The organism is Pedobacter lusitanus (assembly GCF_040026395.1).
GTDB lineage: Bacteria > Bacteroidota > Bacteroidia > Sphingobacteriales > Sphingobacteriaceae > Pedobacter > Pedobacter lusitanus.
In genome coordinates this window covers 3,780,658-3,794,292 of record NZ_CP157278.1, presented here as the reverse complement: position 1 = coordinate 3,794,292, position 13,635 = coordinate 3,780,658, and the positions used below count along the sequence as shown (strand labels likewise).

The window sequence follows — 13,635 nt, the reverse complement described above, 5'->3', positions numbered from 1 at the left end:
ACCTATTCCTGAACCAGCGGGAAACTCAGATAAAAGGTGGTTCCGGTATCTTCTACAGACTTAAAGTCTATTGTTCCACCAGCGTTTTCTACAGCCTGCTTCACAAAAGCCAGCCCCAATCCTGTTCCGGAAGATTTAGTCGTGAAATTAGGAACAAATATCTTTGGCTGCAGTTCAGCATCAATACCCTTTCCATTATCTTCTACCTCTACCCATACATAATCAGAATCATTTGTGATTTTGATAAAAATCATGCACTTGTCTTTTAGATTTGCAGCTTCTATCGCATTCTTCATCAGGTTATTAAATGAACGCAGCATCTGATCTTTATCTCCCTGAATCAAGACCTCTTTATTGGTCAGGTTAGAGATGTAGATTTCAACATTCTTTGTATTGACAAAAACATCTCTTGTCTGTTCAATAATCGGAATAAGCTTTAGCTTTTCCAGTTTCGTATCCGGCATTTTTGCAAAATTTGAGAACTCTGAAGCTATGGTAGCCAGACTATCTATCTGCTCTACAAAAGACCTGTAAAAACGTTCAAATTTTTGTTCAAAGTTAGGATCTTTCTCTTTCCAGGATTTTTCCAGCAATTGTACACCAAGTTTTAAAGGTGTCAATGGGTTTTTAATCTCATGAGCAACCTGTTTAGCCATCTCACGCCACGCACTTTCCCTTTCAGACTTGGCTAGCTTAACTGCGCTCTCTTCAAGCGCAGAGATCATTTTATTATACTCTTTGATCAGTGAACCTATCTCATCATGACGGGACCAGACAATGGGTTGATTTTTCTGGCCAAGTTTAGTCTTTTTAATACTTTCCTGGATGAAAGTTAACGGACTTGTAATCTGATTAGCCAGGAAAACTGCCAGAATACCAATAGCCACAAAAACAAGCGCATAAATATTAATCAGCGTATTAATAAACAGCCCAATTTTTGACTGATAATCCGCTTCATTTCCATAATAAGGCAGACCAATATAAGCTACTGTCTGATTTTGTGCATTCCGTATAGGTGCATAGGCTGATGAATATTTGAACTCACCGATTGTTTCATGAGGATTGGAATATTCAGATCTTTGAAGCTGCTTAAGATAAATATAGGCTTTAGGCTCCATTTTAGTTCCTATAATCCCATAATCATACATCTTGGGCAATGAAGTAAACAAAAGATTCCCGTCAGTGTCAAAAAGGTTTAAATAAGCTGAATTGATATCTGCAAACTGATTGAAGTTAATTACAGCCATATCAGTCGCTTCAGGTATACCTGTACTGAAAATCTGCTTTTCATAGGAGAGCTGTACTTTCCTGATTTTCTCCCTGATAAAGTCTTCCTGTTGTTTTCTGTACTCATCCCTGATATAGAAGAATGTAGACCAGCCAACAATCAGTAAGGTAGCCACTACAGAAAGTACAATGGAAAGTTGTATCCTGGTTTTATAAAGGATCTTATTTGCATTAATCATTAAGGAGCGATTGATATTGAACCATCCGCCCCAGCTCCTGTCAATATTCTTCAGCAACCAGATCAGCATATATAAGCCCGCAGAAAAGATGATAAACATCAGAAAGAAGAAAGATAATGCAGCTAGCCTGACAATATAATTTACCTTCTCTTTACTGATCACTATAATCTTTGAATTACTCGCCGAATAGATTAAATGACTATAGCCTAATTTAGGTTCATTTACAATAACCGGTTCTCCGTAAATGCCCTTGAATTCTGTGTTCGCAATTTTGTAGGTATACTTACCAGCCTGCTTGATCAGTTTATTATTATTATAAAACGCAAAAGAATAATTGCTGTAATCTTCATCATTTTTCAGTTTCCCGTCAATCAGGATTTCCGGAAACTGACTGTTATAATTATACTGTTGTGATTTCAGTTCGATAACCAGTGTCCCCAGAATATGATTATCGTCAAAAATCGGGATAATCCCGAAGTAATTCTGATAACCAAACGTATCATTAAGCCGGTAAAAGAAGTTTGAGATTTTAACAGACCCGGACTTAACCAGATTCTGATAATGCTGCAATGACCTGTCTTCTCTTACGGCAAGCGTAGAATCTGAAGCATTAAATTCGTAAAAATTGTGCTCAAAAGGAGCTAAATAACCATCCAGAAAAGTCTTAATAATATAGTTCTGTAAGGCAAGGTGCCTGTTTGACCCCGGGCTTTTAAAATAGTCTGTAATAAAAAGGTCATTGGAAATCCCGTTTCCCAGGCTTTCAATAGAGTTAATTACTTTAGGATCATCTGAGCTCTGCAGCTTTTGTGCGATAACGTAGCGGTTACTGCGCTCCTTAATATCATTAAATTTTAAATACTTGATAGATGAAACAAAGGCAAGACAGAAAAATACCGCAGCAAAAATGCCTATAGAAAATTTATTTTTCTGAATATAGCTATTATAGGAAATAATAAACAGGAATAAAGCATAGGCTATAAAGAAGGCTGTAAAATCCATACATAACATATAAATGAAATACAGTGAGAACAGCGTAATGAACAAGATTACCCTTTCCTTATTGTTCACAATTAATTGCCTGGTCAGCTGTATGGCGATACTGGCCATCAGGTAAACATTAAACCAGACCAGACAAAGAATGATAATACAAACCCAGCTCAACCAGCTAAGATTGATAATATTAGTAATATCAAAATTTATTTTAGAGTTATAAATGAGGCCAAAAAAGACATCATTCATCAAAAAAGCGATACCAGAGAACAGCAGCAGCAATACAAAATGGAAAAATAGCCCTGCTATCTTGCTTCTGACCATCCATTGCGGGAGCCTGTAACTATCCTTATAAGTATATATAAAAAGTACGACCCAGGTAATAGCTAATACATTAAGCAGAAAATCACCCAGAGAGGGTAAAAAGAAGCTTTCAGCATAAATCGAGGGGCTGAAAATTTCCAGGGTAAACTGATGATTGTACCAGCCGTATTCCAGATCCGTAATTCTGACTCCCAGGAAAAAAGTAAGGAGTAATAAAGTTGCCGGAACCAGATAACCTCTTTTGGCTAATCTGGCGCAGAATGAGTTGACAAATAAAGAGAAACTGAATAACCCGACGACCCATAACCAGATTTGAATAGTAGAGTAAACACTTTCCGTATAATTAGGCTTTAATTTCACCTCAAACAGTAATTTACCATCCAGGTTCATAATTCCATTAACCTGTTCATCCATAAAGGAAGCCAGAGCCAGAGAATTTGAGGAAGATAAGCTATTTACGATTCCATTTTTAAGATACCTGTTCTGAATACTGAACTGGTTTTTCACATCAATAAGGAAGATAATGGTGTAACTTCCTTCTGTTTTTTTGATTGCTTCGTACCAGCCGTTAGATAATTGCAGAAAAGAAGAACCTTCTTTTACCTTATCCAGATTTGGCGGTATCGCTTTGTAAGAGCTCCAGAATTTAAGTACAGAATGGTCATAGGTGAGGATATTTATTCCTTTGACACCATATGAGTTGATATAATTCAAAGCAAATGTTTCATTCAGGTGAAACTGCTTGGCTCTCTCGAGCTGTTGCGCATCTGCTAAGAAATTATATACAGTTTGTTCATTTAAGGCAAGGTTTTCCTGAAGTTTGCTTGCCTCGTGTTGCAGAAGGTCTTTTTCAGTTATAGAATGCTTTAACATTAATGCCGTAACAATACAGCATATGCCCAGAATCAATAAAAGAAATCTTATTTTACCCCCTATATTCACGCTGGTTTTTTTAGTTAATGATCACCGATTATACAGGAATTACTGCAGAACTTGTCTGAGCCTCTCTGCTTACTTTTTTAACCAGGCCTTGTAATACCTTGCCCGGTCCTACTTCAATAAATTCATCGGCTCCGTCTGCCAGCATACGTTCTACTGTTTGCGTCCATCTGACTGCACCAGTTAACTGGGTAATTAAATTGAATTTAATTTTTTCAGGGTCTGTTTGTGGTATAGGATCAACATTCTGGTAAATCGGACACACAGGAGGCAAAATTGTAGTATTTTCTATTGCTTCCTGAAGTTCAATTCTCGCAGGTTCCATTAAAGGAGAGTGAAAAGCACCGCCTACATTTAATTTCAAGGCTCTCTTAGCTCCCGCTGCAGTTAATTTTTCACAGGCAATATCGATACCTTCTATACTACCTGAAATAACCAGTTGTCCCGGACAGTTATAATTTGCCGCTACCACCACTTCATCAATTTCTTCACAGATTTTCTCTACTACATCATCCGCCAATCCTAAAATAGCAGCCATAGTTGAAGGTTGTAGTTCACATGCTTTCTGCATAGCATTTGCACGTGCAATTACCAGTTTCAATCCATCTTCAAATGAAATTGCAGATGCTGCAACCAGTGCTGAAAACTCTCCCAGAGAATGTCCCGCTACCATATCCGGTTTGAAATCATCACCTAAAGATTTGGCCAGTATAACAGAGTGAAGAAATATCGCCGGCTGGGTAACCTTAGTCTGCTTCAATTCATCTTCGGTACCTGTGAACATGATGTCGCTGATACGGAAACCAATAATATTATTTGCCTTTTCAAATAATTCTCTGGCCATCTCAGTTTCATATAGTTCTTTACCCATACCTGAAAATTGCGCGCCTTGCCCTGGAAATAAATATGCTTTCATTTATATTATTCTTTTTTCTAATGTAACCGTGCTGTAATTAACCTCAAAAACTCTGCCCTCGTTTTATCTTTTGCAAATTCTCCTGTAAAAGCAGACGTTGTTGTAACAGAATTTTGCTTTTGTATCCCTCTCATTGCCATGCATAAATGCTGACATTCGATGACTACCGCTACTCCTGCAGGATCTAAAGTATCCTGAATACAGTCTCTGATTTCATTTGTCAGTCTTTCCTGCACCTGTAATCTTCTTGCAAAAGCATCAACAACGCGGGGAATTTTACTTAGACCAACAATATGACCATTGGGAATATAAGCCACATGGGCTTTACCAAAGAAAGGCAGCATATGATGTTCGCACATAGAATAAACTTCTATATCTTTTACCACAACCATCTGGCTGTAATCTTCTTTGAACATCGCTGAACGCAGAATTTCGTCAGGTTTAATATCATAGCCATGCGTAAGATACTGCAACGCTTTAGCTACACGCTCAGGCGTTTTTAACAAACCTTCACGCTGTGGGTCTTCTCCCAGCTGAGTCAGGATATCAGTATAATGGCTGGAAATAGAAACTGTTTTCGCTGTATTATAACGATCTATTTTAACATACCCTTCGTTCTCTTCATCAAAGGCATCTAGTGTATTATTTTCCATGTATATCGTTTGATTAACCGAAGTACTCTACAAAATTATTTTCGGTCTCGTAAATTTTAACGCAATGCAGCTCTGCGCCACCTGCTTTAATATGTGGTAGTAATTGATCCCAAACTGCAATCACCAGGTTTTCTGTTGAAGCAAGTTTGTCTTTCATAAAATCTACATCCAGATTAAGATTTCTATGATCAAGTTTGTCAATGATATGCTCATTGATAATTTCTTTCATCCATTTAAGGTCGACTAAAAATCCGGTTTCAGGATTAACTTCTCCTTTTACGGTAACAAATAGCTGATAATTATGACCATGCCAGTTAGGATTGGCACATTTGCCAAAAACTTCAAGATTATGATCATCAGACCAGTCTGGTCTTGCTAGTTTATGAGCGGCGTTGAAAGATTCTTTGCGGGTTATATAAATCATATTTCAGTAATTGACCGCAAATATACGAAGACTATCTAAAAACAAGCATGCTAGGTAGATCCATTATTTTGTAACTTCGTTAAATGAAGATACTGGTAGTTGCAGCAACAAGAGCTGAATTAGCCGAATGTTTCCAGAATTTTGGCCTGGCCGAAGGAAATTTCATACAGACCCCTCACTTCGATATATTGATTACCGGAGTAGGAATGACAGCTACAGCGTTTGCATTAGGGCAGCATTTATCTGCATCGGCCGCGTATAAGCTGGTGATTAACCTGGGCATAGCCGGCTGTTATGACCATAATATTCCATTAGGTAGCCTGGTTAATATCACCATTGATGAATTTTCTGAACTGGGTGCTGAAGATAAAGACGAATTTCTTACCATTGATGCAATGGGATTTGGCAAGAGCAGATATTTTGCCAGAGACATTCCTGCCGGTCTTGGATTACCAGAGGTAAATGGGATTACGATAAATAAGGTACACGGAAATAAGCAAAGTATAGACAGCATTATTAAAAGATTGAATCCTGTTACTGAAAGTATGGAAGGCGCTGCTGTTTTTTACAGCTGTGAACAACTGGATATCCCCTGTATACAGATCCGCAGTATCTCCAATTATGTGGAAGAAAGAAACCGGGAAGCCTGGAAAATAGGCCTTGCTATTAAAAACCTGAATAACTGGGCAATTAAATTTTTGACATACGATTAACCAAGCAGATAGCGGAACTACTTACATTTACCCCATGAAACTTTCACTCGGCTTTTCTCCCTGTCCAAACGATACTTTTATTTTTGATGCACTCATTCATCATAAAATTGATACTGAAGGATTAGAATTCGAAGTATTCTTTGATGATGTGGAGACCTTAAATCAGAAAGCATTAAAAGCTGAGCTGGATATTACCAAATTAAGTTTTCATGCTTTTGCCCACGTGGCTGATAAATATGCTCTGCTGGATGCCGGAAGTGCATTAGGATTTGGAGTTGGACCTTTACTGATCTGTAAGGATGAAAGTTTGATTGCAAGCGAAGAATTGAACAAAGAAAATTCCTCCTTAACCGTGGCTATTCCAGGACAACTGACTACGGCAAATTTCCTGTTGGGTATTGCATTTCCCAATTTAGTCCATAAACAGGTAATGGTTTTCTCAGAAATTCAGGATGCACTGCTGAATAACAGTATTGATCTTGGACTGATTATCCATGAGAACCGTTTCACTTATACAGGTAAAGGTCTGCATAAGATTGTAGATCTTGGCAGTTACTGGGAAGAACTAACTGGTTGTGCTATTCCGCTGGGAGGTATTGTGATCAACCGTAATCTCGATCGCGAAATACAGCTTAAAGTAAATCGCCTGATCCGTAAATCTGTAGAGTTTGCATTCAAAAATCCAAAATCAGGAATTGATTTTATCTCGCGTCATGCACAGGAAATGGATGAAGCAGTAATGTATAAACACATAGATTTATACGTCAACAAATACTCCGTAGATTTAGATACAGAAGGCAGAAGAGCAATAGACATCCTGTTCAAAATGGCTCACGAGAAAGGAATTATTCCGCAAATCACTAAAAACCTTTACGTAACCAGTTAATAAGACCGGCTGCTAAGTTCTATTGATTACAAGGTCCGTCAGGAATTTCCTTTGTAATCTTAATTAGTTTGGTAACTACCAGAGTAGAGTCAAAGTCAGCTGACACCATCAGACTATCAGATTTGATGGCATGACATTCTGCCTCAATGTAAACCGGCTCATAAGGTTTCTCGAAATTAAACCTACTGTAACCCAGCTCCAATGTGCCGGAACTGTCAGCAACCCAGTATTCCCGTCCCTCTTCACAGTCCGTAAATGATTTTATTTCAGGACCGTAACTATACAACCCCTTGATTATTCTTGTTTTACTTTTTTGAGCATCCTTTCCATTACGGTCACAGGCAACTAAAACAATAGAAAGTATAAACAACAGTAAAAATGTATGTTTTAAGGAATTCATGTTAGAGATCTTGATTTAAGTGATTAATGTTCTTCACGCTCAAATTAGATGACAAAGCTGATGCCATAAACGAGAAAATACTCACTGTGATGAATACTAATAAAAAATCTTTCCATTTGAGGCCAATCGGATAGGCATTACTCATCAGCAGGTTATCCTGTGACATTTTGACCAATCCGAATTTCTGCTGAACCAAACAGAATATAAGCCCAACCAAAAGGCCAAAAATACAGCCTGCCAGAGTAATCATCATTCCTTCAAAAAGGAATATTTTCCTGATTAGTCCTTTTCCGGCGCCAAGACTGCTTAAAATGGCTATATCTTTCAGCTTATCAATAACCAGCATAGTTAGTGAGCCAATAATATTAAAAATTGCGATGATCAGAATAAATGTTAAAATGACATATACAGCCCATTTTTCTGTACTCAGGATATTATATAAAGCTTTGTTCTGTTCAACCCGATCCTTCACTACATATCCTGCTCCCAGCTGGCGTTCTATCTTCGCTTTAAAGAGATCCGGATCTACCCCTTTATTCAGGTTAAGTTCTATAGAAGACACTTTGGTATCCTCCTGCAATAATTTCCTGGCAAAACTTAAGGGTACTATAGCGATGTTATCAAAGTCCTGCTGAACCTCAAAGATTCCAGATACCGGAATATATAAATCCATAAAATCATCAGCCGGATTGACCGAGCTGGTTTTTAGTCCTTTTCTTGGTGAAAAAACCTGCAGTTGCGTGAAAGGGTCGTTCGTATTGACCATTAAATAATTTTGCAAAGCCGATCCGATAACCGCATTGGGCCCACCTTCGTTCTCCAGTACAAATTTCCCCTGAACGGTAATACTATCCAGGCTCTTATTTTTAAGATAAGCTGTACTTACGCCTTTTACCATACCAACAGATTGTTTGTCACGATATCTCAGCAATGCATTTTCAGAAAGCACTTCCGTATAAGAATAGATTTCTTTTGCAGTTTTCAGCTCTGTGAAATAAACACTATGAGGATCAAAGGTTTTTCCCTGCGCAGGTGCGATAACCAGGTGCGGGGTTATGGTATTAAACATCTTTAATACAACCTCCTCAAATCCATTAAATACTGACAAAATGATAATCAATGCCGCACTTCCCACAAAAACCCCCAGTACCGATATGGTAGAAATGATATTTATAGCATTGGTAGACTTTTTAGCAAAAAGATACCTGCGGGCAATATAAAGGGCTGTGTTCAAATGCTGATCGTTTGGTCAAATATACAGGTACTTATTTTAAAAAAGGATTGTTTCGTTTTTCGTATCCGATAGTAGTCAGATGACCGTGTCCCGGAAAAACCTCTACATTATCAGGCAGTATGAAAAGCTTCTCTCTGATATTGTCAATCAGCTGCTGATGATTGCCGCCAGGTAAGTCTGTCCGGCCAATAGAAGAGTAAAATAACACATCACCACCCACAAGAAACTTATCCTCTTTTGCATAAAAGCACAAATGTGCAGGAGAGTGTCCGGGAGCAAAAATCAATTCCAGCTCACTGTTTCCAAAAGTTACAGTTCCTGTTTCTTCCAGGAAAACTTCAGGTTCAGGCGAGAGCTCATAATTCAATCCCATTTGTGGCGCATAGCCCGGAACTGCCTGAAGAATATACAATTCTCCTTTATGGAATTGCGGTTTTAGTCCCCAGGTATCAAAAACAAATTTATTACCAAAAACATGGTCCAGGTGACAATGTGTATTTAACAGCAATACAGGGTTCAGCTTAGTTTCCCTGATCCAGCCTGCCAGTATATTCTGTTCCGCACCATCATACATACCAGGGTCAATAATTACACATTCTCCTGTTTCATCATATAAAACATAAGTATTTTCATTATACGGATTGAAGGTAAATTGTTTAAGAGTAATCATCAGAATTTATAATTAGTTTTTCCATCTGAAAGTATTGATCATACGATCTATATCCTTCTTTATAAAAGTCACAACGGGTGCAACAGAGTCATATTGCGGGCGCTCATTAAAATATAAAGCTCCCCTAAAATAATGTTTAGCACTATCTGTCAGAAAGAACTGTACAGATGAGGCCGTATTTCCTTCAATGGCATAATACACACCATAAACTTTTTTATCAGGAAAATTGATCAGTCTCTGATCAATTGCATTGGCTTTGACCGTATGCTTAAAAGCCAGTGTTCGGGCATCTTCAACCAGACCTTCATATTCGCTTTTTGAAGAAATATTGTAATAAGTAAGGTGAATACGCGCATTAAACTGCGGAAAATGAAGATTATTCCAGCATGTACCGGCGCCCCGCTCTTTATCTCCCTCTATTTTTGCGTATTTGGGATAGTCGAATGAAAAGGGACATCCGTTATCATAAGTCAGGTATTCCTTTTTCGGGAAGTTAATCTGAAAATAACCTCTTGGCTTCGGTATATAGCTTTCATTGCTGGTACAGGCCGCACTACAGCATAAAAGGAAAAAGATACTATACAACAGATATTGTTTCATTTTTATGATAACCTAAGCATTCCAGATAACCCATGACCGTTCAGCCTGGAGTTCTAACATTTCGTATCCGTTTTTAACCGCAGCGCCCTGTGCTCTGGCACGTTTCAGGAACTCAGTCTCTTCCGGGTTATAAACCAGATCATATGCCAGGTGCTGTGGCTTAAGCCAATGATAAGGTATGTCCGGCGCAGCCTCAACATTTGGAAAAGTACCTAAAGGCGTTGTATTAATGATTACCTGGTGTTTATCAATAAGTTCCTGAGTCAGATCAGCATATAAAATTGCGTCAGGAGCGGCTGTCCGGACTACTGAAAGATAGGAGATATTTAATTGATCCAGCACATATTTCACTGCTTTGGCAGCACCTCCGTCACCTAGTATCAGTGCATGCGTATGATGTGCTTTTAGAAAGGGCTTAAGTGATTCCTGAAACCCAAACGCATCAGTATTATACCCCTTGAGTATCGATTGTCCATCCTTATGTTTAATGGAGATACAATTCACTGCCCCGATCTTTTCAGCAGCAGCATCAAGCTCATTCAGATAAGGCATTACACCAACTTTATGAGGGATCGTTACATTCAGCCCGCTTAAAGAATTATCTGCCGCAATCAAAGAGATTACGGCAGCTATATTTTCAATTGGGAAGAGTTCATATTTATGTTCTGCAATTCCTTCCTTCTCAAACTTCTCAGTGAAGAATTTCTTTGAAAAAGAATGTGACAGCGGATAACCAATTAGTCCGAATGTTCTCATATTATGTATCTGCAGCATGCCGGGCAACCGGTTATTTACTTAAGTTAAGGAAGTAATCAAATGTATCCCCTCTCAGCCCTAAACGTATAGTTTCCAAAGGAATAACTTCAGCAGGAGCAATATTACCCAGATTCACATTACTGCCAATCAATTTGATAAACCAAACCTGCTGTTCTTTTTGCGGAGCTTCCCAGATAATAGTTTCTGCTGGTATCTGCGTTAAGATCTCGTCTACCAATCCTTCCCGTACTTCGCCTGATCCTCTGTATATACCTACATTTCCACCTTCTCTTGCCTCAGCAATTACCTTCCAGGATCCGGCTTCAATTTCAGCATTCATCAGCTTAATCCATTTGTATGGTGCAAATATTTTTGTAGCATCTTTAGATCCTACTTCTGATATTACCGTTACATGTTTGGATAACTTATTGATGTATTCACATTTCAGATCATGTTCAATTTCGATAGATCCATCAGACACCTCTGCGTATTCCATACCGAATTGCTCCAGTACACGGATATAATCTTCAAACTGATTACGGATGACAAACGCTTCGAACAAAGTACCACCAAAATAAGTAGGAATACCTGCACTCCGGTATATTTCTAATTTCTCTTTTAATTTAGGGGTAACAAAAGATGTTGCCCAACCTAATTTCACGATGTCGGAATGGATACCAGCAACATCAATAAAATCTTCTGTCTGTCTCAAACTGAGGCCCTTGTCCATCACCATAGTTATGCCGCTCTGGCGAGGTTTTACTGGACGTACCGGGATATTATTCAATGGGTAATTCATATCTGCTGTAAAGGTGAAAAAAATAAGGCTATTTTCATCAGGATATATTTGTTTTTTATAGGTTATGAAGCTATCATGATCTTCTAATGACTTCGTCAGCTGAGCTGTAAGATCATGATGGTTTCATCAGTATATATTTGTTTTTTATAGGCTATGAAGCTATCAACAGTACTTATTTTAACCTAAAAAACTTATGTCATTAGCTGACATAAGTTTTCAGAGGCCGTTACGTGCATAACGAAAAAATATTCTGTGTATTATTTTGTAACTATTAAGTAGCTATTTGATATATCTGTTAATAACTTCAATGATTGCATTATTATCCTGTAGCTGAGGGAGATATTCGAATAAGATATAATGTTTCTCCGGATCTGTCACCAATGCTGTCTCCAGGTAAACAAGAGCTTCTTTATGTTGCCCCAGAGCAAACAGGTATGCAACCTGTCTGTAGTAAAGCTCTGCCGCATCAGGATTATTCTTAATTCCATCCGAAATAGTTTCTGAGGCTTCAAGTAGTCTCCCCTGTTCATATAAAACCGTAGAAAAATCCAGCCAGGCTTCTATATCAAGTGGATTATATTCCAGCACTTTATAATAAGCGTCAACTGACTGCTCTATTTGTCCGAGTTTATAATAGGCATCAGCCATTGCAAACCAGAAATCAGGGTTTTCATCATCCAGCTCTATAGCTTTTTTATAGAAGTGCAGCGATTCAAAATAGCGTTCCTCAAAGTTCAGTGTCACTCCTATTCCAAACCAGGCATCAGCCAGCTTACTATCCATCTTTACAGATTTTTTATAGTAGGCACGTGCTTCATCCATACGTTCCAGCTTTTCATAACATTCACCAATGGCACAATAAGTATCCGCATTTGGTTTTTCATATTCCCAGGTTTGTTTATAAACCTCGATTGCCTCCGCATAGCGATCCAGTTGTACCAGCGCATTGCCTTTATTATAATAAGCCGAAGCAAAATTATCTTTGATCAGAATTGCATAGTCATAAGCATCAATCGCTTTCTCAAACAGATCAAGTTTGTGATAGGAATTTGCCAGATTGTACCATGCAGCATAAGAATAGGGATCGTTATCGATATATTCCATATAAAACTGGATGCTTTCTTCCTGTTTGTCCAGAATATCATAACAAAAAGCCAGTTCATACAAACCGTCTTTATTTTCCATATTCTGTTCCAGACTCTGTTTAATATACTTTATGGCACTTTCGTAATCCAGCATATTCTGATAAACATAAGCAATCTGAAGCAAAATTTCGTCTGTTGTTTCCGCAAAGGTCAATGCGATCTGGAAATTATCCAATGCCTCGCTGTAGCGCTCCAGGCTATTGTATATATTTCCGCGAAGAACATAGATTTCTGATTCAGAAGCTTCGAGCATCTCCGCTTTTTGCAAAGAGAAAAATGCCTTATCAATCTGATCGGTGACAAAAAACAACTGTGCCTGCTTAATTAAAAACACGGCAGCATATGGATGCTGATTCAGTGCGTATTCTATTACCTGCAGTGCCTTTATGGGGTCACTTTTTTCTATATAGTAGTCAATGATGTTTTCAAAGGCCTGGGCATCAAAAAAATACTGATCCTGGTTCCTTATCATCTCTTCATAACGCTCTACCGAACGTTGCGCATCATCACTAAAATCAAAGTAAAATTCCTCTTCCATCGTATTGAATAATTAAAGAACAGCTCCCTTTTTTTCTAAAATACAGTATAAGTTTACAGTATTATATAGCATGTAACCGAAATAATTATCAACATACAAACAACTGATATTGTAATTAGCTGATAATATTAAATTTAGCAGTAAATAAGCCGGCTAGCGAGGGTCAGCATTTTTCTATT

13 protein-coding genes are annotated in these 13,635 nt (G+C 38.1%); 2 read left to right on the top strand and 11 right to left on the bottom strand.

Annotated elements, in window-relative coordinates:
- Positions 1-2: 2 nt before the first annotated feature.
- The 4 genes from PL_RS16325 to PL_RS16310 form a co-directional block, all read right to left on the bottom strand.
- Entirely contained in the window at positions 3-3,656 is a 3,654-nt protein-coding gene (locus tag PL_RS16325) for a sensor histidine kinase (protein WP_348619913.1), read from the bottom strand.
- Positions 3,657-3,753: 97 nt separating this feature from the next.
- Positions 3,754-4,638, bottom strand: coding sequence for an ACP S-malonyltransferase (fabD, locus tag PL_RS16320; protein ID WP_041883394.1), 885 nt, complete (start codon positions 4,636-4,638; stop codon positions 3,754-3,756).
- A 17-nt stretch (positions 4,639-4,655) separates the two neighbouring features.
- Positions 4,656-5,291 carry a GTP cyclohydrolase I FolE gene (folE, locus tag PL_RS16315; RefSeq protein ID WP_041883393.1) on the bottom strand — a complete coding sequence of 212 codons (636 nt, stop codon included), beginning with the start codon at positions 5,289-5,291 and terminating at the stop codon, positions 4,656-4,658.
- Between the two features lie 13 nt (positions 5,292-5,304).
- Positions 5,305-5,715 carry a 6-pyruvoyl trahydropterin synthase family protein gene (locus tag PL_RS16310; RefSeq protein ID WP_041883392.1) on the bottom strand — a complete coding sequence of 137 codons (411 nt, stop codon included), beginning with the start codon at positions 5,713-5,715 and terminating at the stop codon, positions 5,305-5,307.
- An 83-nt stretch (positions 5,716-5,798) separates the two neighbouring features.
- Between PL_RS16310 and mqnB the strand changes: the two genes are divergently transcribed.
- Positions 5,799-6,428: a futalosine hydrolase gene (mqnB, locus tag PL_RS16305; RefSeq protein ID WP_041883391.1), complete on the top strand. Its 630-nt coding sequence runs from the start codon at positions 5,799-5,801 to the stop codon at positions 6,426-6,428.
- A gap of 34 nt (positions 6,429-6,462) precedes the next feature.
- The gene (locus tag PL_RS16300; RefSeq protein ID WP_041883389.1) at positions 6,463-7,314 is read left to right on the top strand and encodes a menaquinone biosynthesis family protein; all 852 of its coding nucleotides are present in this window, start codon (positions 6,463-6,465) and stop codon (positions 7,312-7,314) included.
- Positions 7,315-7,333: 19 nt separating this feature from the next.
- Here PL_RS16300 and PL_RS16295 read toward each other — a convergent pair whose 3' ends face one another.
- The 7 genes from PL_RS16295 to PL_RS16265 all read right to left on the bottom strand — a co-directional run bounded on the left by PL_RS16295 (position 7,334) and on the right by PL_RS16265 (position 13,456).
- Positions 7,334-7,714, bottom strand: a complete 381-nt coding sequence (locus tag PL_RS16295; protein ID WP_041883387.1) for a hypothetical protein — start codon at positions 7,712-7,714, stop codon at positions 7,334-7,336.
- 1 nt (position 7,715) lies between these two features.
- Complete coding sequence (locus PL_RS16290) at positions 7,716-8,948, bottom strand: ABC transporter permease (protein WP_041883385.1); 1,233 nt, start codon at positions 8,946-8,948, stop codon at positions 7,716-7,718.
- Between the two features lie 31 nt (positions 8,949-8,979).
- The gene (locus PL_RS16285; protein ID WP_041883384.1) at positions 8,980-9,618 is read right to left on the bottom strand and encodes an MBL fold metallo-hydrolase; all 639 of its coding nucleotides are present in this window, start codon (positions 9,616-9,618) and stop codon (positions 8,980-8,982) included.
- 12 nt (positions 9,619-9,630) lie between these two features.
- Positions 9,631-10,218 (bottom strand): gliding motility lipoprotein GldD, encoded by a 588-nt coding sequence (gene gldD, locus PL_RS16280; RefSeq protein WP_041883383.1) that lies wholly within the window; start codon positions 10,216-10,218, stop codon positions 9,631-9,633.
- A gap of 12 nt (positions 10,219-10,230) precedes the next feature.
- Positions 10,231-10,992, bottom strand: a complete 762-nt coding sequence (locus tag PL_RS16275; protein ID WP_316933278.1) for a shikimate dehydrogenase family protein — start codon at positions 10,990-10,992, stop codon at positions 10,231-10,233.
- A gap of 13 nt (positions 10,993-11,005) precedes the next feature.
- Entirely contained in the window at positions 11,006-11,773 is a 768-nt protein-coding gene (locus PL_RS16270) for a phosphosulfolactate synthase (protein WP_041883382.1), read from the bottom strand.
- Positions 11,774-12,052: 279 nt separating this feature from the next.
- Positions 12,053-13,456: a tetratricopeptide repeat protein gene (locus PL_RS16265; protein WP_041883381.1), complete on the bottom strand. Its 1,404-nt coding sequence runs from the start codon at positions 13,454-13,456 to the stop codon at positions 12,053-12,055.
- Positions 13,457-13,635 lie beyond the last annotated feature (179 nt).

Coding starts and splice junctions, on each gene's coding strand:
- PL_RS16275 (WP_316933278.1), bottom strand. CDS start 10,992: ATGCTGCAGATACATAATATGAGAACATTCGGACTAATTGGTTATCCG.
- PL_RS16270 (WP_041883382.1), bottom strand. CDS start 11,773: ATGAATTACCCATTGAATAATATCCCGGTACGTCCAGTAAAACCTCGC.
- PL_RS16300 (WP_041883389.1), top strand. CDS start 6,463: ATGAAACTTTCACTCGGCTTTTCTCCCTGTCCAAACGATACTTTTATT.
- PL_RS16325 (WP_348619913.1), bottom strand. CDS start 3,656: ATGTTAAAGCATTCTATAACTGAAAAAGACCTTCTGCAACACGAGGCA.
- mqnB (WP_041883391.1), top strand. CDS start 5,799: ATGAAGATACTGGTAGTTGCAGCAACAAGAGCTGAATTAGCCGAATGT.
- gldD (WP_041883383.1), bottom strand. CDS start 10,218: ATGAAACAATATCTGTTGTATAGTATCTTTTTCCTTTTATGCTGTAGT.
- PL_RS16310 (WP_041883392.1), bottom strand. CDS start 5,715: ATGATTTATATAACCCGCAAAGAATCTTTCAACGCCGCTCATAAACTA.
- folE (WP_041883393.1), bottom strand. CDS start 5,291: ATGGAAAATAATACACTAGATGCCTTTGATGAAGAGAACGAAGGGTAT.
- PL_RS16295 (WP_041883387.1), bottom strand. CDS start 7,714: ATGAATTCCTTAAAACATACATTTTTACTGTTGTTTATACTTTCTATT.
- PL_RS16285 (WP_041883384.1), bottom strand. CDS start 9,618: ATGATTACTCTTAAACAATTTACCTTCAATCCGTATAATGAAAATACT.
- PL_RS16265 (WP_041883381.1), bottom strand. CDS start 13,456: ATGGAAGAGGAATTTTACTTTGATTTTAGTGATGATGCGCAACGTTCG.
- fabD (WP_041883394.1), bottom strand. CDS start 4,638: ATGAAAGCATATTTATTTCCAGGGCAAGGCGCGCAATTTTCAGGTATG.